The 21,404-nt window shown below is 76.6% G+C and carries 28 protein-coding genes; 14 read left to right on the top strand and 14 right to left on the bottom strand.

Going from position 1 to position 21,404, the window contains the following annotated elements; genetic code table 11:
* Positions 1-15 precede the first annotated feature (15 nt).
* On the bottom strand, positions 16-927 hold the full coding sequence (locus tag ACRYMY_RS12830; protein ID WP_432547659.1) for a sugar phosphate isomerase/epimerase family protein: 912 nt from the start codon (positions 925-927) through the stop codon (positions 16-18).
* Positions 928-1,132: 205 nt separating this feature from the next.
* Positions 1,133-1,903, bottom strand: coding sequence for a GntR family transcriptional regulator (locus tag ACRYMY_RS12825; RefSeq protein ID WP_432547644.1), 771 nt, complete (start codon positions 1,901-1,903; stop codon positions 1,133-1,135).
* An 89-nt stretch (positions 1,904-1,992) separates the two neighbouring features.
* On the opposite strand from ACRYMY_RS12825, the gene ACRYMY_RS12820 reads away from it, so the two are divergent.
* Positions 1,993-3,315, top strand: coding sequence for a M20/M25/M40 family metallo-hydrolase (locus ACRYMY_RS12820; RefSeq protein ID WP_432547658.1), 1,323 nt, complete (start codon positions 1,993-1,995; stop codon positions 3,313-3,315).
* Between the two features lie 35 nt (positions 3,316-3,350).
* Here the strand turns inward: ACRYMY_RS12820 and ACRYMY_RS12815 are convergent, their stop codons facing one another.
* Complete coding sequence (locus ACRYMY_RS12815) at positions 3,351-4,367, bottom strand: tyrosine-type recombinase/integrase (protein WP_432547643.1); 1,017 nt, start codon at positions 4,365-4,367, stop codon at positions 3,351-3,353.
* Positions 4,368-5,209: 842 nt separating this feature from the next.
* Between ACRYMY_RS12815 and ACRYMY_RS12810 the strand changes: the two genes are divergently transcribed.
* Positions 5,210-5,788, top strand: coding sequence for a DUF7010 family protein (locus ACRYMY_RS12810; RefSeq protein ID WP_432547642.1), 579 nt, complete (start codon positions 5,210-5,212; stop codon positions 5,786-5,788).
* 243 nt (positions 5,789-6,031) lie between these two features.
* Positions 6,032-6,964: a phosphotriesterase family protein gene (locus ACRYMY_RS12805; RefSeq protein WP_432547641.1), complete on the top strand. Its 933-nt coding sequence runs from the start codon at positions 6,032-6,034 to the stop codon at positions 6,962-6,964.
* A gap of 10 nt (positions 6,965-6,974) precedes the next feature.
* Here the strand turns inward: ACRYMY_RS12805 and ACRYMY_RS12800 are convergent, their stop codons facing one another.
* Both ACRYMY_RS12800 and ACRYMY_RS12795 read right to left on the bottom strand, forming a co-directional pair.
* Positions 6,975-7,589, bottom strand: a complete 615-nt coding sequence (locus ACRYMY_RS12800) for a maleylpyruvate isomerase N-terminal domain-containing protein (protein ID WP_432547640.1) — start codon at positions 7,587-7,589, stop codon at positions 6,975-6,977.
* A complete protein-coding gene (locus ACRYMY_RS12795; protein WP_432547639.1) occupies positions 7,586-8,566 on the bottom strand; it encodes an EamA family transporter in 981 nt (326 codons plus the stop codon). Before ACRYMY_RS12795 ends, ACRYMY_RS12800 begins: the two co-directional genes overlap by 4 nt.
* Positions 8,567-8,657: 91 nt before the next feature.
* Here ACRYMY_RS12795 and ACRYMY_RS12790 point away from each other — a divergent pair, with 91 nt between their 5' ends.
* The 4 genes from ACRYMY_RS12790 to ACRYMY_RS12775 all read left to right on the top strand — a co-directional run bounded on the left by ACRYMY_RS12790 (position 8,658) and on the right by ACRYMY_RS12775 (position 11,418).
* On the top strand, positions 8,658-9,569 hold the full coding sequence (locus tag ACRYMY_RS12790; RefSeq protein ID WP_432547638.1) for a LysR family transcriptional regulator: 912 nt from the start codon (positions 8,658-8,660) through the stop codon (positions 9,567-9,569).
* A 73-nt stretch (positions 9,570-9,642) separates the two neighbouring features.
* The gene (locus ACRYMY_RS12785) at positions 9,643-10,539 is read left to right on the top strand and encodes a hypothetical protein (RefSeq protein WP_432547637.1); all 897 of its coding nucleotides are present in this window, start codon (positions 9,643-9,645) and stop codon (positions 10,537-10,539) included.
* A gap of 88 nt (positions 10,540-10,627) precedes the next feature.
* Positions 10,628-11,053: a hypothetical protein gene (locus tag ACRYMY_RS12780; RefSeq protein ID WP_432547636.1), complete on the top strand. Its 426-nt coding sequence runs from the start codon at positions 10,628-10,630 to the stop codon at positions 11,051-11,053.
* On the top strand, positions 11,050-11,418 hold the full coding sequence (locus ACRYMY_RS12775) for a winged helix-turn-helix domain-containing protein (protein ID WP_432547635.1): 369 nt from the start codon (positions 11,050-11,052) through the stop codon (positions 11,416-11,418). Before ACRYMY_RS12780 ends, ACRYMY_RS12775 begins: the two co-directional genes overlap by 4 nt.
* Before the next feature lie 46 nt (positions 11,419-11,464).
* Here ACRYMY_RS12775 and ACRYMY_RS12770 read toward each other — a convergent pair whose 3' ends face one another.
* Positions 11,465-12,109, bottom strand: coding sequence for a dihydrofolate reductase family protein (locus ACRYMY_RS12770; protein ID WP_432547634.1), 645 nt, complete (start codon positions 12,107-12,109; stop codon positions 11,465-11,467).
* A gap of 112 nt (positions 12,110-12,221) precedes the next feature.
* Here ACRYMY_RS12770 and ACRYMY_RS12765 point away from each other — a divergent pair, with 112 nt between their 5' ends.
* From ACRYMY_RS12765 to ACRYMY_RS12750, 4 genes are read left to right on the top strand one after another with little or no spacing between them, the layout of a single operon-like run.
* Positions 12,222-12,452, top strand: a complete 231-nt coding sequence (locus ACRYMY_RS12765; protein ID WP_432547633.1) for a hypothetical protein — start codon at positions 12,222-12,224, stop codon at positions 12,450-12,452.
* Positions 12,449-12,778, top strand: a complete 330-nt coding sequence (locus ACRYMY_RS12760) for a hypothetical protein (RefSeq protein WP_432547632.1) — start codon at positions 12,449-12,451, stop codon at positions 12,776-12,778. Before ACRYMY_RS12765 ends, ACRYMY_RS12760 begins: the two co-directional genes overlap by 4 nt.
* Positions 12,772-13,524, top strand: a complete 753-nt coding sequence (locus tag ACRYMY_RS12755; RefSeq protein WP_432547631.1) for a DUF4037 domain-containing protein — start codon at positions 12,772-12,774, stop codon at positions 13,522-13,524. Before ACRYMY_RS12760 ends, ACRYMY_RS12755 begins: the two co-directional genes overlap by 7 nt.
* Before the next feature lie 38 nt (positions 13,525-13,562).
* Positions 13,563-14,174, top strand: coding sequence for a flavin reductase family protein (locus tag ACRYMY_RS12750; protein WP_432547630.1), 612 nt, complete (start codon positions 13,563-13,565; stop codon positions 14,172-14,174).
* Positions 14,175-14,187: 13 nt separating this feature from the next.
* On the opposite strand, the gene ACRYMY_RS12745 is transcribed toward ACRYMY_RS12750, so the two are convergent.
* Complete coding sequence (locus ACRYMY_RS12745) at positions 14,188-14,964, bottom strand: phosphatase domain-containing protein (RefSeq protein WP_432547629.1); 777 nt, start codon at positions 14,962-14,964, stop codon at positions 14,188-14,190.
* Positions 14,965-15,055: 91 nt separating this feature from the next.
* On the opposite strand from ACRYMY_RS12745, the gene ACRYMY_RS12740 reads away from it, so the two are divergent.
* A complete protein-coding gene (locus ACRYMY_RS12740; RefSeq protein ID WP_432547628.1) occupies positions 15,056-15,625 on the top strand; it encodes a P-loop NTPase family protein in 570 nt (189 codons plus the stop codon).
* Positions 15,626-15,687: 62 nt separating this feature from the next.
* Here the strand turns inward: ACRYMY_RS12740 and ACRYMY_RS12735 are convergent, their stop codons facing one another.
* From ACRYMY_RS12735 to ACRYMY_RS12720, 4 genes are all read right to left on the bottom strand, one after another.
* Positions 15,688-15,972 (bottom strand): putative quinol monooxygenase, encoded by a 285-nt coding sequence (locus ACRYMY_RS12735; protein ID WP_432547627.1) that lies wholly within the window; start codon positions 15,970-15,972, stop codon positions 15,688-15,690.
* 47 nt (positions 15,973-16,019) lie between these two features.
* A complete protein-coding gene (locus ACRYMY_RS12730; RefSeq protein ID WP_432547626.1) occupies positions 16,020-16,781 on the bottom strand; it encodes a DUF899 family protein in 762 nt (253 codons plus the stop codon).
* Positions 16,782-16,892: 111 nt separating this feature from the next.
* Positions 16,893-17,225 (bottom strand): helix-turn-helix domain-containing protein, encoded by a 333-nt coding sequence (locus ACRYMY_RS12725; RefSeq protein ID WP_432547625.1) that lies wholly within the window; start codon positions 17,223-17,225, stop codon positions 16,893-16,895.
* A gap of 82 nt (positions 17,226-17,307) precedes the next feature.
* Complete coding sequence (locus ACRYMY_RS12720; RefSeq protein WP_432547624.1) at positions 17,308-17,985, bottom strand: DUF4386 domain-containing protein; 678 nt, start codon at positions 17,983-17,985, stop codon at positions 17,308-17,310.
* 218 nt (positions 17,986-18,203) lie between these two features.
* Here ACRYMY_RS12720 and ACRYMY_RS12715 point away from each other — a divergent pair, with 218 nt between their 5' ends.
* On the top strand, positions 18,204-18,899 hold the full coding sequence (locus tag ACRYMY_RS12715; protein ID WP_432547623.1) for a TetR/AcrR family transcriptional regulator C-terminal domain-containing protein: 696 nt from the start codon (positions 18,204-18,206) through the stop codon (positions 18,897-18,899).
* A 15-nt stretch (positions 18,900-18,914) separates the two neighbouring features.
* On the opposite strand, the gene ACRYMY_RS12710 is transcribed toward ACRYMY_RS12715, so the two are convergent.
* Positions 18,915-19,349 (bottom strand): SRPBCC domain-containing protein, encoded by a 435-nt coding sequence (locus ACRYMY_RS12710; protein ID WP_432547622.1) that lies wholly within the window; start codon positions 19,347-19,349, stop codon positions 18,915-18,917.
* Between the two features lie 190 nt (positions 19,350-19,539).
* On the opposite strand from ACRYMY_RS12710, the gene ACRYMY_RS12705 reads away from it, so the two are divergent.
* Positions 19,540-20,313, top strand: a complete 774-nt coding sequence (locus ACRYMY_RS12705) for a carbonic anhydrase (protein ID WP_432547621.1) — start codon at positions 19,540-19,542, stop codon at positions 20,311-20,313.
* 38 nt (positions 20,314-20,351) lie between these two features.
* Here the strand turns inward: ACRYMY_RS12705 and ACRYMY_RS12700 are convergent, their stop codons facing one another.
* Positions 20,352-20,786 carry a hypothetical protein gene (locus ACRYMY_RS12700; RefSeq protein WP_432547620.1) on the bottom strand — a complete coding sequence of 145 codons (435 nt, stop codon included), beginning with the start codon at positions 20,784-20,786 and terminating at the stop codon, positions 20,352-20,354.
* 9 nt (positions 20,787-20,795) lie between these two features.
* A complete protein-coding gene (locus tag ACRYMY_RS12695; RefSeq protein WP_432547619.1) occupies positions 20,796-21,404 on the bottom strand; it encodes a GNAT family N-acetyltransferase in 609 nt (202 codons plus the stop codon).

Genomic DNA, 21,404 nt, shown 5'->3' with positions numbered 1-21,404 from the left:
GTCTCCTTCGATCGCTCAGAGGGCGCGGAACGGCGCCCAGGCGGTCTGCTTGGGCAGGACGCGGCGGATGTACTCGCGGTTGGTGGCACCGACGCTGATGCTGTCGCCGCCGTAGTGCTCCACGCAGAAGGCGCCGCGGAAGCCGGAGTCGACGGCGAGCTTGATGGCCTTGCGGTAGTTGATGGTGCCGAACTCCAGCGGCGCGGGGTGCGTGCGCACGGAGCCGGTGGTGGGCTCCTCGTCGCGGTAGTAGTTCTTCAGGTGCCAGTAGTTCGTCAGCGGGAGGGTCTTGGCGGCGATCTCCTCCCAGCTCTCGATCGGGCGGTGCAGGCGGACGATGTTGCCCCAGTCGGGGTTCAGGCCCACGTTGTCCATGCCGACCTCGTGCACGAAGCGGACCATGGAGTCGGCGGTGCCCAGGTAGGTGTCCTCGTACATCTCCAGGGAGATCTGCACGCCGACCTCGGCCGCGTGCACGGCGAGCTCCTTGACGCGGGCGACGGCGGTGGCGCGGGCCTCGGGCGAGGGGTCGTCGGCGTAGCCGGGCTCGAGCCAGAACCACAGGGCCTTGGCCTGCGCGGGGGTGAAGCCGCGCATGAAGCCGAAGTTGACCAGCGGGATGCCGATGGCGGCGCAGGCGTCGATGGCCCGGTGGGAGTACGCGAGGTTCTCCTGCCAGTGCTCGGGGTCCATCACGCTGCGGCGGGAGGTGGAGAAGGCGGGGATGCTCAGGCCGGCGCCGCGCACGGTGCGGGCGAACTCCTGCAGCCGCTCGGGCGACAGGTCGGCGATGCGGATCCAGGTGTCGGTCGGGTCGATGCTGGTGTAGCCGGCGTCGACCATGACCTCCAGGGTCTCGGCCCAGCCCTCCGCGCTCTGCTCCTGCACCGTCGTCCCGTCGGCCAGCACGTGGGGGTGCGGCATCATCGGGACGGTGATCGGCCAGTTCTCGCGGGTGAGGACGTCGGGGTAGCCGTCGAACACGCTGGTGCTCGTCGTGCTGGTGAGGCCTGCGGCGTCGTCGCTCGTGCTCACTGATCGCTCCATCGAGGTCGTGTCGGGTGGTCGCGGCTGATTGTATAGAAAATCTGCTCAGAACCGTCGCTCAGGGTCCCTCCGGGGCGTCCTCCTGTCAACGGGCCACCACCCCCGCGGGTGCCGCCGCGCCCGGGACGCCCGGCGTGCCGGGTCCGGGGGCGGCCCGCGAGCGCACCCGCTCCAGGTGCCGGCGCATGGCCTCGGCGGCCGCGGCGGGGTCCCCGGCGGCCACGGCGGCCACCACGGCCTCGTGCTCGGCGACGCTCTCGGCGGCGTCGGGGACCTGCTCCTCGACCTGGTGCAGGCGCTGCACGAACCCGCGCACGGCGTCCAGGGTGCGGACCATGAAGGGGTTGGCGGTGCCCTCGGCGAGCAGCTCGTGGAAGGCCCAGTCGGCGCGCAGGTACTCCTTGAAGACGGGGTAGCCGGGGCCGGTGGGGGCCGCGCGCTGGGCCTCGACGGCCGCGCGCAGGCGGGCGACGAACGCCTCGTCGGCGCGGGCGCAGGCGTGCGCGGCGATGCCGGGCTCCACCAGGACGCGCACGTCGACGAGCTGGTCGAGCTCGCGCTCGGACAGCAGGGGCGCCGCGCGGTAGCCGCGGCGGGCGGAGCGCACGACCAGGCCGGTGCCCTCCAGGCGGGCCAGGGCCTCGCGCACGGGGGTGGCCGACACGCCGAGCCGGTAGGCCAGCGTCTGGGTGCGCAGCGGCGAGCCGGGCTCCACGCCGCGGCTCATCAGCAGCTCCAGCAGGGCGTCGTGGACGCTGTCGGTCAGGGCGGCGCGCCGGCCGGCGTCGACGGCATCCCCGGCCTCGGGGCCGGGCGCCTCGTCCACCTCGTCGGGGGCGGCGTCGATGTCGTCCACGGCGCCGGACGCTACCGGGCGGGCGCTCCGGGCGGGCGCCGGGCCGGTCACCTACGGTGGGCGGCGTGGACGCCGAGCAGCCCGCCCCGATGACCCTCGAGCCGTCCGCGGCCGCGCAGGAGGAGGTCGTCGGCCTGTGCCGGGACCTGCTGCGGACGGACACCTCCAACTTCGGCGACGGCTCCGGGCCCGGTGAGCGGGCGGCGGCCGAGCACGTGGCGGGCCTGCTGCACGAGGTGGGCCTGGACCCGGAGTACGTGGAGGGCTTCCCGGGGCGCGGCAACGTCGTGGTGCGCATCCCGGGGGACCCGGCGGGCACGGCCGCGCGCGGGGCGCTGCTGCTGCACGGGCACCTGGACGTGGTGCCGGCGCGGGCGGAGGACTGGTCGGTGCCCCCGTTCAGCGGCGAGCTGGTCGACGACTGCCTGTGGGGGCGCGGGGCGGTCGACATGAAGGACATGGACGCGATGCTGCTGGCGGTGGTGCGCGAGCTGGCCCGCACCGGCCGGCGCCCGCCGCGCGACCTGGTGGTGGCCTTCCTGGCCGACGAGGAGGCCGGCGGGGTGCAGGGGGCCAGCTGGCTGGTCGACCACCGCCCCGACCTGTTCGAGGGCGTCACCGAGGCCGTCAGCGAGGTGGGGGGTTTCTCGGTGGACCTGGCCGGCCGGCGCGCCTACCTGCTGCAGACGGCGGAGAAGGGCATCGCGTGGCTGCGGCTGGTGGCGCACGGGCGCGCCGGGCACGGCTCGCAGGTGGGCACCGACAACGCGGTGACGCGCCTGTGCGAGGCGGTGGCGCGCATCGGTGCGCACACCTGGCCGCTCGAGCACACCGCGACGGTGCGGCAGTTCCTCGAGGGCGTCTCGGAGATCACCGGAGAGGCCTTCGACGAGGACGACCCCTCGCTGCTGCTGCAGCAGCTGGGCACCACCGCGCGCTGGGTGGGGGCGACGCTGCAGAACACGGCGAACCCGACGGTGCTGGAGGCCGGGTACAAGCACAACGTCATCCCGGGCACGGCGACGGCGCTGGTGGACTGCAGGTTCCTGCCCGGTCGGCAGGAGGCGCTGCTGGAGACGGTGCGCGAGCTGGCCGGGGAGCGCGTGGACGTGGAGGCGCTGCACCTGGACACCGCGCTGGAGACGCCGTTCGGCGCGCCGCTGGTGGAGCGGATGCGGCAGGCGCTGGAGGTGGAGGACCCCGGTGCGGCGGTGCTGCCGTACTGCCTGGCCGGCGGCACGGACAACAAGTCCTTCTCCCGGCTGGGGATCCGCGGCTACGGGTTCGCGCCGCTGCGGCTGCCGGCCGGCCTGGACTTCGCGGGCATGTTCCACGGGATCGACGAGCGCGTGCCGGTGGACGCGCTGCGCTTCGGGGTGCGGGTGCTGCAGCGGTTCGTCGCCACCGCTTGAGCGGGTCACCCCGAGCGGTTCCGGCGCCGGGAGGCTCAGGGGGCGGGTGAGAGGGCCCGCAGCGCCGCGTAGGAGGCGTTGCCGGCGGCTGCGGTGCGCAGCTCGTGGGCCGTGGCGTCCAGGTACTGCTGGGAGGTGACCAGGCTGCGGTGCCCCAGCAGGCGCATGACCTCCACCGCGCTGCCGCCGGCGGCGACGACGCGGGTGGCGAAGGTGTGCCGCAGAGCGTGCACGAGGGCGCCGCGGGCGACGCGGTCGTGGACGCCGGCGTGCCGGTAGGCGCGCCGCACGAGGTACTGCAGCTGGTCGCGGGTCAGCGCCCGGCCGCGGGTGTCCACGAACAGCGGCGCGTCCGCCGGCAGCGCGCGGGTGCGGGGCAGGCGCTGAGCGCGCGAGCGCAGGTACCCCTCGACGACGTCGGTGAGGGCGGTCTCCACGGGGACGCTGCGGTCGCGCTCACCCTTGCCGCGCACGTGCAGGCGCTGCTCGCCGCGGGCGCCGACGAGGTCGCCCACGCGCAGGCCCAGCAGTTCCGCGCTGCGCACCCCGGTCACCAGCAGCGTCGCCACCACGGCCAGGTCCCGCTCGGGCCACGGGTCGCGGGCGGTGGAGGGACCGGTGGCCACCGCTGCCAGCAGCACCTCCGGGGTTCCCTCACCGCGCAGGGGCTTGGGGCTCGTGGAGGCCGGCCGGGGACGGTGGACACCGGCCATCGGGTTGCCGGCCAGGAGCTCCTCGGCGACGAGGAAGTCGCACACCCCGTTCCACGTCGACCAGCAGCGGGCGATGGAGCTGCGGGCGTGGTCGACGGCGAAGTCGGCGAACGCGGCGCGGACCGCGCGGACGGTCAGGTGGGCCAGCGTGAGGTCGGCGGGGGAGCAGGCCGCGCCGGAGGCCAGGCGCTGCGCGATGGCGGCCACGTCGCGCCGGCGGGCGGCGAGCGTGTGGGGGGAGTCCTTGCGGGGCAGGCGGGCCACCTCGTAGGCGGCGACGGCGTCCGCCAGGGGAGTGGCGCCGGTCCGGACCCCGCCGTCGGACGCTGGGGGAGTCATACCGCCACAGTACCGATCCACGCGTGTTGGCGCAACCAGAACCGTTGCACCGCAACGTTTCTGGCGTGAGCGTCGTGCGGGGGATTTCCTGGTCCCCGCGCCGCGGTACGCATAATCGCTGTTATGCGGAACTGGCGGAGCGGGGGTCTCGAGACCGGGAACCGCAGCCGGCCCGGGCGAGGTTCCCCGCAGTTCCTCCCAGCTCTTCCCAGTTGCTCACAGGTGCCCGAGCGGCGCGCCCGGGCGGTGCGGCAGGCGGATCCGCTGCCGTCAACCGTCGGCCGGTGCGTGCGGCGCGTCCGGGTCGACGGCCGAACAGGCCCAGCGCCGCGACGGACGGTCGCGACGGCTCGGGAGGAACGCGCAGCCCGTGCAGGCCGTCCGAGGCGTTCGATCGAGTCACGTCGTCGAGTCGCGTCGTCGAGCCGGGACGTCGAGCCGGTGTCGGGGGTGGCGTCGTCCCACCGGTGCGCGTGTCAGCCGCCGGAGCCGCGCGTGCGCGGGGTGGACTGCGACGGCGGTACTGACCGGTGGCACGTCGGAGGCCCTCTCGCGGGCCTGTCCACCCGCCCCTGCACACCGCCGATAATGCACATTATGACATTCAGCAGGTGGTGGGACGGCACGCGGCTCCCCCAGAAGTCCTGTTCCAGTGGCCATGCCCCCATCTCGCTGAACTCGTCCCACGTCGCAGTCGTGTTGTCCCGACGTCTCAGCTGCTCGTCCCAGCGACCGCCGGCTGCGCCCGTCGCCCCAGGAGAAGCTCCCGCGCCGGTGATGTTCACCTCGACACGCTCGGGCCGATCAGCGCCTGACCCGTCGCGATCGACCAGACTGCGGCCGTGGTGATCACCGATGCGCAAGCCGACGTCCGTCGCACCTACCGGGGCGGCTCGGTCGGTCAAGCCGTCTCGGCCGCGGTCTGGGCCACCGCCGGCGTCGTCCACCTCACCGCCTCCCCCGCCGCAGGCATCGCGGCGCTCTTCATCGGAGGCACGTTGATCTTCCCCGTCACCAGCCTCGTGCTGCGGCTGCTGGGAGGACCCGCGTCCCTGCCGGCCGGTCACCCGATGGCAGCCCTGGGCGCTCAGGTCGCTCTGACCGTGCCCGTCGGGATGCTGGTGGCCGTGGTGCTCGGCCTGCAGGACGCCGACGTGTTCTTCCCGGCCGCCACGCTCGTCGTCGGAGCTCACTACCTGCCCTTCGTGCACCTGTACGGCGACCGCCTCTTCGCCGCACTGGCTGTCGCCCTGATCGCCTCGGGCTGCGCGATCGCCGTGAGCGCGAACGTCCACGCCCCGGCCGGTGCCTGGGTCACCTCGGCGGTGTTGCTGGCGGCTGCTGTGGCCCTGCACGTACGTCACCGCCGCACCCTCGGGGGCGGTGCGCTCTCGGGCGAGGTGCCGGTCGAGGCCCGCTGAGCGGTTCCGGAGCCCTCGGAGCACACCGCCCCCACCGGCTCGCCGGGAGCGGTGCTCGCCCCACCACCGGCCCGCTCGTGCCGCTGACCGCCGCGCTCGCCGAGCGGTCCCTGCGCCGGGGACCGCGGTGAGCTCCCGCCGGCGGACCCTCGAGGTGCGCGGCAGCGGTCCCGTGGACGCTGCGCGTCACGTCGTGCGGCAGGTACCGTGCTCCCCGGCGTCAGCCGCCCTCCGGAGGTGACCGTGGACGACCGCGACCCCGCGGCGACGCTGCGCACGACGCTGGGACCGCTGGGCGCTCATGACCTGGGACTGGTCCTGCCGCACGAGCACCTGTTCGTCGACTTCCGCCCCGCCGACGCACCGGGTTTCGCGCAGGCGACGCTGGAGGAGTTCAACGCCCTCGCGGCTCCCCTGCTCACCGCCGCGGTCGCCGCCGGTGTCACGGCGCTCGTGGAGTGCACGCCTCCGGGTCTCGGCCGCCGGGCCGACCTCATCGGCGAGGTCAGCCGGTCGACGGGGGTGCCGGTCGCCCTGGCCACGGGCGTCTACCGCGAACCCTGGGTGCCGCAGTGGGTGTACGAGGCCGGTGACGAGGCGCTGGAGGAGTGGATGGTGCGCGAGCTCGTCGAGGGTGTCGACGACTCCGCGGTGCCGGCCGCGTTCATCAAGGTCTCCGCCGACGAGGAGGAGCTGCGACCGGTGGAGGAACGGGTCCTGCGGGCCGCCGCGCGGGCCTCCGCCCGCACCGGGGCGCTCGTCGGCACCCACACCACCGGTGGGTCGGTCCTGCTGCGCCAGCTGGAGATCGCCCTCGCGGAGGGGTTGTCCCCCGACCGGTTCCTGTCCATCCACACGCAGACCATCGGCGACGCCGGTGTGCGGCGGGCCGTCCTGGAGCAGGGGGCGTGGATCGAGTTCGACGACGTCGGCCAGGGCCCGGACGAGGGCACCCTGGACCTCGTGCTGACGACCCTGGAGGCGGGCTACGGCGACCAGTTGCTGCTCTCGCACGACGCGGGCTGGTTCGACCCGGCCCTGCCCGGCGGGGGCGAACCCCGCCCGTTCACCCACCTGACGGAGTCGTTCCTGCCGGCGCTGCGCGGCGCGGGGGTGGACGAGGGCGCGGTCGACCGGCTGTGCCGGCGCAACCCCTTCCGGGCCTTCGCCCGCTGACCGGCCGCGGCTACAGCACCGACAGGCCGCCCGGCGGCGCGGGGCGCCCGGTCGCCACGAGCAGCAGCGCGCCGGCCAGACCCGTCTCGACGGCGAGGTCGGTGACCAGGTGCAGCGCCTGCGCGGCGGCGGTGGCGGGCACGTCCGCCGCGAGGTCCAGCGCGGTGGCGAGGTCGGCGGTGTGGACGGTCAGCTCGAAGGTGCGCGTCGGCAGGTAGTCCGCCAGGCGCATGCCGCCCGCGAAGGTCGTCACGACCTCCTCGCCGTCGCGGGCGGCGACGAGGTCGAGCACGCGCGCGGCGAGCTCGGCCACGGCCGCCGCGGGGTCCGCGCCCAGGGCCCGGCCCGCCTCGTGCCCGCGCTGGGCGACCCCGGGGGCGGAGGCGGCCGCGCTCACGGCGCGGAAGTAGCCCGCCGGGGAGGTGATCTCGACGACCGGCGCCGGTCGCGCCAGGTACGCCTCGACGGTCGACAGGGAGCGGCTGGTGTGGCCGACGAGGGCGCGCACGTCCCACTCCCCCAGGCCGGGAGCGTCCCAGCGGTCCCCGACGAGGGCGGCGGTGCGGACGAACCACGCCGCCGCGTCCCCGAAGGCCCGGCGGGAGTCGTCCCAGGAGGAGGTCACGGCCGCAGGCTAGGGCCGAGCGGTCTCGCGGCGCCGGGGGTTCGCCGGCGCGGCAGCGGACTTGGCACTGCGGGCCGCTCCGGCCGCCGCGAGCCCGCGGCGGGACGCCCGGTCGCGCCGACGAGCACACCCGCGACGACGACGGCGCCCAGGGCGATCTCCACCGCGGGCGTGCGGTCCCCCAGCAGCAGCCAGGAGGAGGAGACCCCCGCGACCGGCACGAGCATCGAGAACGGCGCGACCACGCCGGAGGGGTGCCGGGCCAGCAGCGACGTCCACAGGCCCGAGCCGAGCAGTGTCGCCAGGACGACGACGTAGGCCAGTCCCGCCAGGGCCAGCCACCCCGTCGTGGTCGCGGTGGCCGTGGTCAGGGCGGTGAGGACCCGCTCGGGTCCCTCCAGCACCAGCGAGGCCGCTGCCACGGGCACCGGGGGCACCACGCTCATCCACAGCACCAGGTGCAGGGGCCGCGGCGGTCGCGCCAGGCGGCTGGACAGGTTGCCCAGCGCCCACCCCAGGCCCCCGGCGAGGGTGAGCAGCACCGCGGCCAGCGGTGCTCCCCCGTCGGCGGCGCCGCGGTGCAGCGCGATGCCGGCCAGCCCGGCGACCGCCACGAGGACACCGGCCGCCTGCCGCCCGGACAGCTTCTCGCGCAGCAGGAACGCCCCCAGCAGCACGGTGAACGGCGCGGAGGACTGCAGGACGATCGAGGCCAGGCCCGGCGGCATCCCGGCGTCCATCGCGGTGTACAGGAACAGGAACTGCAGCACCCCGAAACCCAGCCCGTAGCCGAGCAGCCAGCGCACCGGCACCCGCGGGCGCGGCACCAGCAGGACCGTCGGCACGGCCAGCAGGGCGAAGCGCAACGCCACCAGCAGCAGCGGCGGGAAGTGCGCGAGGGCGAGGTCGGTGGCGGGGAAGTTCAGCCCCCACAGCACCGCCACGAGGCAGGCGAGGGCACGGTCACGGGCAGGCACCCGCGCAGCGTCCCGCCCCGCGTACCGTGCAGTCCATCACAACTCCCAGCACCGTCGTTTCAGCGTCGCTGAACGATGGGAGGCTGGGCGGGTGGACGTCGACGCGCTGGCCGCCCTGGCGGCCGTCCGCAGCCAGGGCGGGGTCACCCGCGCCGCCGCCGTGCTGCACGTGAGCCCCTCGGCGGTCTCGCAGCGACTGGCCGCCCTGACCCGGGCCGCCGGCACGCCCCTGACCGAGCGGGAGGGTCGCCGCCTGCGCCTGACGCCCGCCGGGGAGGCGCTGGCCGACGCGGCCGTCGAGGTCGCCGCCGTGCTCGAGCGCGCCCGCGGCGCGGCGCGGGGCTCGCTGGAGCGGCCGACGGGGCTGGTGCGGGTGTCGGCGTTCGCCAGCGGCGCCGAGCTGCTGTTCCCCGGCCTGCTCACCCGCGTGGCGGGCCTGCCCGGTGTGCGGGTCGAGTGCTCGGACGAGGACGTCGCGCTGGACGCGTTCGCGCCGCTGACCGACCGCCTCGACGTCGTCGTCGCCCACCGCCCCGAGACCGAACCGGCCTGGAGCGCCCACCCCGCGCAGGTGACCACCACCCCCCTGCTGCGCGAACCGCTCGACGTGGCGGTCGCCGTGGACCACCCGCTGGCCGGGCGCAGCGGCCTGGACCCGGACGACCTGGTGGAGCAGGAGTGGGTCGCGGTGCGCGAGGGTTTCCCCGTGGCGCCCGTCCTGGACGCGGTCGCCGGCCGCCACGGGCCGGCGCGGATCGTGCAGCGCGTCAACGACTTCCACGTCGTCCTGGCCTTGGTCGCGGCCGGGCACGGGCTGGCGCTGCTGCCCCGCTTCACCTGCGGGCACCACCCCGGGGTGCGCCTCGTGCCGCTGACCGGGGTGCGCGCCGGCCGGCTCGTGGAGGCCCTCGTGCGCCCGGACAAGGCCGAACGCCCCCTGGTGCGCCTGGTGCTCGCCGAGCTGACGGCGCTGGCGCGCGAGCTGACCCCCGGCGCGAGCTGACCCCCGGCGCGAGCTGACCCCCGGCGCGGGAACTCCGGCGCGCCCGCCGGGGCGCCCGGAGCACACTGCCCGCGTGAGCGACCTGGTGGACCGCCTGGAGGAGTTCCTGGACGCCCCGCTGGCGGCCGCGTTCTTCGTCGTCGCCGACCACGACGGCCTGGGCGCGGACGACCTGGCCGACCCGGCCACCGCCTGCACCCTGGCGGCCACCGCGGTGGGTGAGCTGGACCCGTGGAGCGGTGACGCACCGCGCGTGCGCGCCCGCGCGGTGGAGGCCGTGCGGGACCTGCGCCCGCTCGTGCGGCGGGTGCTGGCCGACGAGCGCAACACCTGGTGGCAGGCCCCGCTGCGGCGCGAGGCGCAGCTGCACCTGGCAGGGCGCGACGACCGGGTGCCCGACGCGTCCGCGGTGCCGGTGCTGCAGGGGCCGCTGAACCGGTGGGAGACGTACGCGCAGCGCGGCGAGCACACGCTGATCACCTCCACCGAGCTGCCCGTGCCGCCGGAGTCGCCGGTCCGCTCCGGCGCGCACGCCGTCCTGGCCCACGGCGGCGGCGACTGGCAGCCGGGGTACCCGGTGCGCCAGCAGCGCCTGCGGGTGGCCGAGCACGCGCGGGTGGCCGAGGTGCACTCGCCCGCCGACTGGCACGACCTCGTCGCCCGCTACGGCGACCCGACCACTCACCCCGGCTCCGACGCCCACCTGGCGCGCAGCGGCGAGGTCGACAACGGCCTCGCCCCGACGTGGAGCGCGCTGGCCGCGGACCTGGACGGGGTGCACCTGAGCTTCGCGGGCCTGCTCAGCGCCCTGTTCGTGCCCCTCACCTCCGCGGACGTGGGCACGACGACCCTGTGGAGCTGGGAGCACGAGGGCACCCGCTGGGTCCGGTCGGTGTTCACCGCCACGGGCGAGCTGCCGCCGCTGGAGCGGGCGCCGGAGGTGGCGGGCCACGCCTCCCCGTGGTGGTGATCCTCCCCACCGGGCACTTGCCTGACGGGAAAGTCAACGCTACTTTCCTGACAGGCAAGACGCTCCGACGACGAGGAGGACGAGACCCGTGGACGCACGCGAAGCCGAGACCGCGCTGGCGCAGGCCGCCCGGCGCCGCCAGCAGACCATCGAGGCCGGCACCCGCGGTTGGTCGGCCCGCGCCACCTGGACCCTGTGCCTGGCCGTGCTCACCCTGGGGATCCTCACCGACGCGGACATGACCTGGTTGTGGTTCGTGCTGGTGGTGCTGGGCGGCGGGACCGCCTGGAGCAGCGGGGTGCGGTTGCGGCGCACCGGCGCCTCGCACCGCTGGCAGCTGGCGGTGGCCGCCAGCGCGCTGGTCGCGTTCGCCGCCTACGTGCTGTTCCAGTTCCCGGCCCGCGCCCTGGACTGGCCGCTGCCCAACACCGTCGGCGCCCTCGGCGCCTGCCTGGTGGTCGTCCTCCTGGTGCGCCCCGTGCAGGCGCGCCTGGCCGCGAGCCTGCGCCCGTGAGCCCGTCCCGCGGCACCGGGACGACGTCCCGGGACACCGAGGACACCGGGGTCCCCGCCGGCGCGCCGCTCCCCCGCCCGATCGACGAGTTCCTGCACACCCCCGCGCGGCTGAACATCTGCTCGCTGCTCGCGCCGGCGGAGTGGGTGCTGTTCTCCTTCCTGCGCGAGAGCATCGGCACCAGCGACTCGGCGCTGTCCAAGCAGCTGAGCGCGCTGGAGCAGGCCGGGTACGTGGAGGTCCGCAAGGAGCGCTCGGTGCGCCGGCAGACCTCCGTGCGCCTGACCGAGGACGGGCGCACCGCGTTCGAGGAGTACCTGCGCGGCCTGGAGGACCTGCTGGCCCGCGCCCGCGGCCGGACCTGACCGAGGAGGCCCGGCCGGCCCGCCGCGCGAGCACCCGCCGCGAGCCTCAGCCCTCCCGCTCCACCCCCCGGTCGGGGGCGTCCATGTCGCCGGTGGCCGGGGTCCCGGGCGCCAGCGCGTAGCGCAGCAGGACGGTGCCGCTGGGACCGGCCACCGGCGCCTCGAGCAGCCTGAGGTTCGCCGGGACCGTCCCGTGCGCGAACACCGTCTTGCCCACCCCCAGGACGACCGGGTGCACCCACAGGTCCAGGCGGTCGAACAGCCTGTGCCGCAGCAGGGTCTGCACCAGGTCCAGGCTGCCGACGACCGCGACGTGCTCGTGCCGCTCGCGGACCTCGCGCACCGCCGCCGGCAGGTCCGGGCCCAGCAGCGTCGACCCCGCCCACGACAGGTCCGGCCGGCCGCGCGAGGCCACGTACTTGGGCACGCGGTTGAACAGCGCGGCGATGCCGCCGTCCTCGCCACCGGAACGGTGCGGCCAGTACGCGGCGAACACGTCGTAGGTGCGCCGGCCCAGCAGCAGCGCGTCGGTGCCCTCGTAGGCGGCGGCGACCTGCGCGCCGGCGACCTCGTCCAGCAGCGGCGCCTGCCAGCCTCCGAACGGGAACCCCTCCGGGTCCTCCTGCGGGCTGCCGGAACTCTGCCCGACGAGGTCGAGGGTGGCGAACAGCTCGACGTGGATCGTTCCCACGGCGTCCTCCAGGTGGGTGCGGGGTTCCTGTCCGGGGTGGACCCGCGCGGGCCGCGGAACTCACCGGCGCCTCCTGCCCGCCCGGGCGCCGCGGCGCGAGATGCTGACCGGCGTGGACGCACGGGGCAGGCGCTGGTGGAACCTCACCCGCACGCGGGGACAGTCCCTCGCGTTCGGGTTGCTGTGGCTGGTGGTGACGCTGCTGCAGGCCAGCCTGCTCACCGGCGGCGACGTGCCCTGGTGGCGGTGGGCGCTGGTGCTGCTGATGGCGGGCCTGAGCGCGTACTACCTCACCGCGTGGTGGGTGCGCGGCCGGCGCGAGGACGGCAGCGGCCGCCGTTGACGGACCGCGAGGAGCAGCCACCGCCGGGGGCGGACCTGGCGCGCCGCTTCTGGCACGAGGCCGTCGAGCCCCTCCTGGACCGGCAGCTGCCCGGCCTGCGCTGCGCGGCGGGGCGGCTGGGCACCGGCTCGGACGTCCTCGGGCTGGACGACGCGACCAGCCGCGACCACGACTGGGGGTTGCGGCTGACGGTGCTGGTGCCACCCGGGCGGGAGGGGTCCGTGCGGGAGGTCCTGGAGGAGGGCCTGCCCGAGCGGTTCGCCGGGCACCCCGTCCGGTTCCCCTCACCGGCGATCCGCACCCTCGGCACCGCGTCGAGGTGCTGAGCCTGGAAGACCTCAGCGACCGTCACCTGGGCACGGCCCCGGACGGCCCTCTCGGGCCGCTGGACTGGCTGTCCCTGACCGGGCAGGCGGTGCTGGAGGTCACCGCCGGGCCGGTGTTCCGCGACGACGACGGTGCCCTGACGCGGCTGCGCGAGCACTTGTCGTGGTACCCGGACGACGTGCACCGCTACGCGCTGGCGTGCGACTGGCAGCGCCTGGACCAGGAACTGCCCCTCCTCGGTCGCACCGCCGACGTGGGCGACGACCTCGGCTCGCGCCTGCTGACCGCCCGCCTGGCCCGCGTCGCCGTGCACCTGGGTTTCCTGCTGCACCGGCGCTGGCCGCCGTACGCCGAGTGGACCGGCACCCTGTTCGCGCGCCTGCCCGTCGCCGCGACCGTGCGCCCGGCCCTGGAGGACGCCGTGCGCGCGGACACCCGCCAGGGGCGGCAGGCAGCACTGGGCGCCGCGCTGGACGCCCTGCTGGACCTGCAGCGCGCCGCGGGCCTGCCCGCTCCCCGGGCGCCGGCCGCGGCGACGCGGCCGTTCCACGACCGCCCCCACCGCTGCGTGCACCCGGAGGTGGTGCCGCTGCTGCTGGACGCCGTGCGCGACCCGGCCGTGCGGCGCCTGCCGGCCGGGGTGGGCAGCGTGGAGCAGTGGGTCGACGACGTCGACGTCCTCGTCCACCCCGACCGGCGCCGCGCCGTCACCGCCGCCTGGCGCGCCGCCACCGGTGGGGCGTGAGCGCGCCACCCCGCCCGCCGGTGCCTAGGGTCGCGCTCGTGCACTCCTACGAACCGCGCCACGGGCACGGCCTGGCTCACGACCCGCTGAACTCCATCGTGGCGCCGCGGCCCATCGGGTGGGTGTCCACGCGCTCGGCGGCCGGGGTCGTCAACCTCGCCCCCTACAGCTTCTTCAACCTCTTCAACTACTCCCCGCCCGTCGTGGGCTTCGCCAGCACCGGGTGGAAGGACAGCGTCGCCAACGTCCGCGAGACCGGCGAGTTCGTGTGGAACCTGGCCACCGTGGCGCTCGCGGAGCAGATGAACGCCACCTCCGCGCCGGTGCCCGCCGACGTCGACGAGTTCGCCCTCGCCGGGCTGGAACCGGCCCCCTCCACCCTCGTCGCGCCGCCGCGGGTGGCGGCCAGCCCCGCCGCCTTCGAGTGCCGCCTGAGCGACGTGGTGCGCCTGAAGGACGCCGCCGGCCGCGAGGTCGACACCTGGCTGGTCCTCGGCGAGGCCGTCCTGGTCCACCTCGACGAGCGGGTCCTCGTCGACGGCGTGTTCGACCTGCTGGCCGCCGACCCGCTGCTGCGCGCCGGCGGCCCGGGCGACTACTTCACCCTCGCCCCCGAGCGGCGCCTGCGGATGACCCGGCCCGGCGCGTGAGCGAGCCGGCCGATCAGCAGACCGCCGGCTCCCCGTCCCGGCCGAGGGCGCGGTAGCGCCGGAGCAGTTCGTGCCCGTCGCGACCCCGCAGCACCGGCACGCCCGCCACCTCCTCCTGCTGCTCCCCCGCGTCGCGCGGTCGCGGGGAGGCGGTGGGACCGACCTGCCGCAGCGCGACGGCGACGACCGCGTCGGGGTGCTCCCGGGTGAAGTCGGCGCACACCGCCGGGTCGTCCTCCCCGTCGTCGCCGACGAGGAACCAGCGCACCCCCGGGAACTCCTCGCGCAGGAACGCGGTGAGCAGGTCCGCGGCACCCTCCACGGGCCGGCGCTGCGCGAACGCCCGCGCAGCCGTGCGCCACGCGGCGCGCAGCGGGTGCCGCAGGCCCGTCACCAGCGCGGTGCCGTCGATGCCGCAGACGATCCCCACCCGCGCGTCCGGGTCGGCGACGTGCACGGGGGCGTGCACCGGCCCGCGGCCGCCGGCGCGGAACGCGACCGTCGCGGTGCCGGGGGTCGACGGAGCGGGCAGGACCACGTCGATCATCCCGCCTCGGTCGCTGCGCACCACGTGCTCCTGCACGTCCGGTCCCGCCGGCAGCGCCACGCTGACCGGCACGCGGGAGCGCTGCAGCGTCAGCAGGCGCCGCCAGCCGGCCACCCCGCGCACCGCGCTCGGCTCGGTGCCCGCCGGGGCCAGCACCACCCGGCCCAGGACCCGCGCGGAGCCGTCCACGCCGTACCCCGGGTAGGGCAGCACCGCGTACGTCCACCCGCGTCTGGTCAGCACCGACGCGATCCCGGTGCGGGTGGCGCGCTGGAGGTGGAAGAACCACTCCGCCGCCCGGGGGAGGACCCGGCGCCCGGCTAGCGTGGGGGCCGTGCCGCTGCTGGGCCCCGACGACCCCCTGCCCCACCGACCCCACCGGGTCCTGCTGGCCGGCACCTCCGGATCGGGCAAGACCACCACCGCCGCGCGGGTGGCCGAGCTGCTCGGTGCGCCCCACGTGGAGATCGACGCCCTGTTCCACGGACCCGGCTGGGTCCCGCGCCCCGGTTTCGTCGACGACGTGCACCGCTTCAGCGCCGGCCCGGCGTGGGTCACCGAGTGGCAGTACGACCAGGTCCTGCAGCACCTGGCCGAGCGGGCCGACCTGCTCGTGCACCTGGACCCGCCCCGCCGCGTCGTCCTGCGCCAGGTGGTGCGCCGCACCCTCGAGCGCCGGCTGCGCCGGCAGGAGCTGTGGAACGGCAACGTCGAACCCCCCCTGCGCACCTTCTGGACCGACCCCGAGCACGTGGTCCGCTGGGCCTGGAACACCCACCCGCGCACCGCCGCCCGCGTCCAGGCCCTGCGCCGCGACCGCCCGGACCTGCCGGTCGTGCGGCTGCGCTCGCGCGCCGAGGTGCGCCGGTGGCTGCGCGGTCCGCTGGCCCGCGCCGCCGGCTGACGGCGGACGGCGGGCTGCTGACGGCGATCGAGCAGGAGCCGCCGCCCGGGTCCCGCCCGGCCTCAGGTCAGCGACCTCGCGGCGGCGACCTCGTGCTCGACCACGGACGCCGCGCGGACCTCGGCGCGCTGCTCCTCGTCCGGGCCGCTGCCGCGGAACGCCTCGGCGGCCGCCCGCGAGACCCACCGCTCCAGCACCAGCACGCGCCCGGGGTCCAGCGGGTCCGCCGCGACCGCGAACTCCAGGCAGCCGTCCGCCGCGCGGGCCAGGCGCACCACCTCGGCGCACCCGGCCACGTACTCGTCCCGCCGGCCGGCGTCCACGACGAGGAACCCGGTGACGACCACCGCGGTCTCCTGCGCGCCCGTCCCCCGGGCGCCCGGCGCAGCGCCGTTCACCGGTGGCCCGCGCAGTGGTCGTCGGCGCCCGCACCGGCCGGGACGTCGGTGAACGCCCACTGCACCGTGGGACGGCCGGCGGTGCGGAACTGCCCGCCGCGCACGTCGAACGGCTGCGGCCAGCCCGGCGGGGAGTCCTCCCACGCCTCCTGGCGCCCGTACGCGGTGCGGTCCAGCAGGTGGTAGCTCCACGCCATCGCCTCCGTGCCGCGGCCCGTGGTCCACCACGTCTCGAACACCCGCGCGCCCACCCTCAGGTAGGCGGCCAGGAACCCGAACCCCCGGCCGGCGAGCAGTTGCCCGGAACCGCTCGCCGACCACCACGGCAGGCGCACGCCCACCGCGGCGGCGTACGCGGCGCTCTCCTCGTACCCGCCCTGGCACAGCACCGCCAGGGTCACGTCCCGGCTGTGCAGGTACTCCGGGCGCTGCACGCCGGCGACGAAGAACGTGCACCCCTCGCACTGCCCCTCCGGCGGCTGCCCGTCGTGCCACATGTGGAAGTAGGCCAGCAGCTGACGGCGCCCCTCGAAGACGTCCACGAACGGCACCGGGCCGTCCGGGCCCACGACCCGCGCACCGGCGGGCACCTCGGTCATCGGCAGGCGGCGGCGCGCGGCGGCCAGCGCGTCGCCCTCGCGCGTGTGCGCCTTCTCGCGCACCAGCAGCTCCTCGCAGGCGGCCAGCCACGCGGCCCGGTCCACGACGGGCGGGGCGGCGGTGGCGGTGACGGGTTCCAGCGGCAGACGGACGGCCACGGTGTCCTCCTCGGGTCGGTCCCCCTGTGACCGGTCCGGCCCGCGGAACTCACCGGCCCGCGGAACTCACCGGCGCGGGGCCGGCGGTGCGCAGCCGGCGGCGCGGAACGGTCAGGACCCGCCGGCCGCCCGCTCACGCCGGTACCGCGACCACGCCGCCGTGCACGCCGGGCAGCGGCAACCCAGGTTGCGGTACCCGTTGGCGCTGCCGTGCCGCTCGTCCCCGGGGTCGGCCCGGAACGCCTCGCGCGCCTGCTCGGCCGTCGGGCGGGCCACCGCCACGGACTGGCCCGCCGCCGCTCGCCACGTGCGCACCGTGGGGTGGCTGACCCCCAGCACCCGCGCGGCCTCCTGCTGGCTCAGGCCCGCCGTCGCGGCCACCGCCTCGCGCCAGTCGCCGAACCCGGCGCGGCGCGCCACCTCGTCGCGGTCGTAGCGCGGCACGTGCCCGTCCTCCCCGTCGCCGGAGCGGTGCTGCCCGCCCCACCGACACCGTCCCGGACCTCGGGCGCGGGCGCCAGCGGGCTCACCGCCGCCCGGGACGACCGGGCCGACCGCCCAGCACGAGCAGGTGGGCGATGACCCCGAGCTCCGCGACCGTCGCGGGAACCGTCAGGGCCCCCGACAGCGCACCGGCCCCCGGCAGCGCCTGCGCCACGACGACGCTGAGCACGTACCCCGCGCCGCCGGCCACGAGCAGGTGCCCCAACGGCCGCGGCCGCCAGCGCGCCCGCAGGACGCACACCCCCATCGGCACCAGCCACAGGCCGAAGAACACCGCACCCACCCCCCACAGCGCGTCGCTGACGGTGAAGGCCAGGTGCACCAGGCCGGCGTCCCCACCACCTGCCAAGCGCACCGCCGTGGCCAGGAAGGCGGCGCTGACCAGCACCGCCACCGCGTTCACCAGGCCGAACACGGCCGTCGCCGCCGCCGCGAACGGGTCGACCGCGCGGAACAGGCGCCACCACCACAGCGCCGTCAGCGACTGCGTCACCACCAGTCCCAGCTCCAGGACCACCGCCAGCCGCGCCAGTCCCTCCTGCTGCACCACCGCCGCCAGCGTCGCGGCGGGGTCGCCCGGGCTGAACAGCACCGGGCGCAGCAGCAGGAACGCCGGCACCCCGGCCAGCGCCATCGCCAGGTACAGCGCCCCGGTCGTGCGGGCGGTGCGCGGGGACCACGGCGGCGCGGCGGTCGCCACCGCGCCACCGGGACCGGCCCGGTCCGGGTGACCGGCCCGGTCCGGGTCCTCCTGCTGCGGCGGTGCGGGGCTGGGTGGGCGAGCTGGACCGGGCACGACGGGCTCCCTCCGACGTCCTTACGTTGTAAGGGAACCGTACGCTGTCAGGGACCCCGACGGAAGGGGCGCGGCGACCGCACCGCCGACGGCGGGACGGGCACGAGCGGGGAGGACCACCGGTGAGCGCACCCACCACCCGCGGCACCCTCAACAGGCAGCGCGTCCTCGCCACGGCGCTCGCCGTCGCCGACGCCGACGGCCTCACCGCCGTGACGATGCGCCGCCTGGCCCGCGACCTCGGCGTGGAGGCCATGTCGATCTACCACCACGTGCGCGGCAAGGACGCCCTGCTCGACGGTCTCGTCGAGACCGTCCTGGACGAGGCCGCCGCCGAGCTCACCCGCGCCGGCGACGCGCCGCGGCAGTGGCGCGCAGCGCTGCGGCACCGGTGCCTCGCCGCCCGGACCGTCATGCTGCGTCACCCCTGGGCACCCGCGCTGCTCACGTCCCGGCCCGCCGTCCCGCCCAGCGCCTTCGCGTGGTTCGAGGCCGTGCTGGCCACGCTCGTGGAGGGCGGTTTCTCCTACGCCCTGGCCCACCGGGCGCTGCACGCCCTCGGCAGCACCGCCCTGGGATTCACGCAGGAACTGTTCACCCCCGCTCCCCCCGCGTCGGCGGCGACCGGTCCCGCCGACGCCTCCGCCGACGCGCTGAGCGCGCTGTCACGGATGGCCGACGTCCTGCCGCACACCGCCGCCATGGTCGCCGCCGAGGTGAACGCCCACGACGGCGACGTGCTGGGCTGGTGCGACAGCCAGGCCGAGTTCGAGTTCACCCTCGACCTCCTGCTCGACGGCCTGGAGCGCGCCCGCTGAGCAGCGGGCCGCCCCTCAGCCGTCCGCGGTCGTCCCCTCCCACACCGGTTCCGGCCCCCGGCGGCCACCGGCCGCCCACGCCAGCCGCCGCAGGTAGAACTCCCACCCGCTGCGCACGTCCTCCGGCCGCAGGTCCTCCGCCAGCAGGTGCGTCGACCGCACCCGGGCGCCCGTCCCCGCCGGCGCCACCTCCAGCTCCAACGGCCACCCGTCCACGACCACCGCGAACGAGCGCGGGGGGTCGCACGCGCTGACCCGCAGCGCCGAGACCGGCGCGCCCTCCTCCACGGTCAGCCGCAGCCGGCCCTCCTGCCCCGCCGACAGCGGCCCCTCCAGCTCCCCCAGCCACGTCGCCAGGTCCGCCGGCGCGGTCAGGAACCGCCACACGACCGCGGCGGGCGCGTCCACCGCCCCCTCCACGACCAGCCGCCGCTGCGCGAGGTCCGACACACCGGCCAGCGTCCTCGCCACCGCGCCGGGTGTCCAGACCCGCACTGGTGCAACGGACCCGGCAGGTGCACCCGCCGGGGAAACTCCCCGCGCCCACGGCACCGGCGCCGCTAGCGTCCCGGCCGCGCGGTCCGGGGGGACCGCGCCACCGCGCAGCCGGGGGGCGCGCGGTACCACCAGGGGGGACGAGATGACGACGCACGACCACACCGCCAGCACGACCACCAGCACGACCGCGACCGCGGGGGCACCGGCCGGTACCACCCGCCGCCACCTGTTCCGCTGGGGCGCCGCGCTCGGCGGTGCCGCGGCGGTCACCGGGTGCGCCCGCAGCGTGTCGCGGGCAGCGGCACCCGCACGCCCGGAGCAGGTCAGCGACCCCGCTCAGGCGCTGGACCTGCTGCGCGAGGGCAACCGCCGCTTCAGCGCCGCGCCCGAGCGGCGCACGCCGATCAGCGCGCATCGCCGCGAGCACCTCGCGGACGGGCAGCACCCCTTCGCGGCCGTGCTGTCCTGCGCCGACTCGCGCGTCCCGCCCGAACTGGTCTTCGACCAGGGCCTGGGCGACCTGTTCGTCGTGCGCACCGCCGGCCACGTCGTCGCCCCGCCCGTCCTGGGCAGCCTGCAGTACGCCGTCGAGCACCTGCACGTGCCGCTCGTGCTGGTCCTCGGCCACAGCAGCTGCGGGGCGGTGAGCGCGACCCTGGACGCGGTCCGCGACGCCTCGGCGCCCACCGGCACCGCGATCGACTCCCTCGTGGAGGCGATCCGCCCCGCGGCCGGGCGGGCCCTGACCGGACCCGACCCCGAGCACCACCTCGCCGACGCCGTGCGGTTCAACGTGGCCGCGGGCGTGGACGCGCTCTCGCAGGACCCGCTGCTCGGGCACGCCGTCGGCGCCGGCCACCTGCGCGTGGTGGGCGCCACCTACGACCTGCGCGAGGGCACCGTCACCTTCCTGTGAACGGCCGTCCCCGACGACCGCGGCCGGCGGGCCCCGGCTCAGCGCGCCGGGCCCGCCGCCCCCAGCAGCTCCGCCGCCCGCGACCGCAGCAGCTCGGCCAGCTCGACCGACTCCCCGTCCCGGGCACCGCGCCCCACCTGCAGCGGCGGGTCGGACGGCTCCACGCGCACCCCCAGCAGCAGAGCGCGCACGCTGGGCGCGACCACCAGCACGTGGTAGGACCCGTCCTCGGCCACGCCGAGGGAACCGTCGCGCTTGAGGTACCAGCCCGTCAGGCCCGTGCGGTAGCGGGCGCGGCCCGCGCTCGCGCGCAGCGGCACGGGCGGCACCCCGGCCGCGCGCAGGTCCGCCGTGAACGTCCGCAGCATCGCGCGGGCGCGCTCGTGCTCGCGCTGCCGGGCGCGCTCGGCCGCCCGGGCGTGCGCCAGGGCCGCCTCGCTGCGCTGCTCGCGCCACCGGGCGCGCTCGTCCACGCGGGGAGCCTACGTCGGGGCGTCCGGGCCGGACCGGCCGCTGGAGCACTGCCCGCGCCAGCGCTCACGGGTCAGCCGGTGCAGCACGTGCCGGCGCAGCGGGTGCCCCACCGGCAGCGCGGGGTGCTCGAACTCCCCGTCCGCGACCATGCCGAGGCGGCGCATCACCGCCCGCGACCGCGTGTTCGGGGCGGCGGTGAAGGAGACCACGTCGTCCAGCGCGGCCTCCTCGAACGCCACCCGCAACGCCTCCCGGCCCGCTTCGGTGGCGTACCCGTGCCCCCACGCCCAGCGGGCCAGGCGCCAACCCACCTCCACGCAGGGGGTGAAGCACGCCTCGAACCGCGGCACCGACAGACCGGCGAACCCGGCGAAACCCCAGCGGTCCGCCGCTGGGTCGACGACCTCGACCGCCCACAGGCCCCACCCGCGCTCGGCGATCCCCGCGTCGGCCCGCGCCGCCAGCGCGTCGCTGTCCGCCCGCCCCAGCGGGGCGGGGAAGTGCTCCATCACCTCCGGGTCGGCGTTCAGCCGGGCGAACGGCGCGAGGTCCTCCTCGCGCCAGCGCCGCAGCAGCAGCCGCGCCGTGCGGTGATCCCCCACCGGCGGCTCGGGCAC

Origin of the sequence: Kineococcus haloalkalitolerans (assembly GCF_050871905.1) — a bacterium.
Lineage (GTDB): Bacteria > Actinomycetota > Actinomycetes > Actinomycetales > Kineococcaceae > Kineococcus.
The sequence above is the reverse complement of the archived record's forward strand: the minus strand, read 5'-3'. Positions and strand labels throughout refer to the sequence as shown.

What these genes read in the sequence shown, in the direction of transcription:
- ACRYMY_RS12815 (WP_432547643.1), bottom strand. Translation starts at nt 4,367, where the DNA reads ATGACTCCCCCAGCGTCCGACGGCGGGGTCCGGACCGGCGCCACTCCC.
- ACRYMY_RS12705 (WP_432547621.1), top strand. Translation starts at nt 19,540, where the DNA reads ATGACGACGCACGACCACACCGCCAGCACGACCACCAGCACGACCGCG.
- ACRYMY_RS12830 (WP_432547659.1), bottom strand. Translation starts at nt 927, where the DNA reads ATGATGCCGCACCCCCACGTGCTGGCCGACGGGACGACGGTGCAGGAG.
- ACRYMY_RS12820 (WP_432547658.1), top strand. Translation starts at nt 1,993, where the DNA reads ATGACCCTCGAGCCGTCCGCGGCCGCGCAGGAGGAGGTCGTCGGCCTG.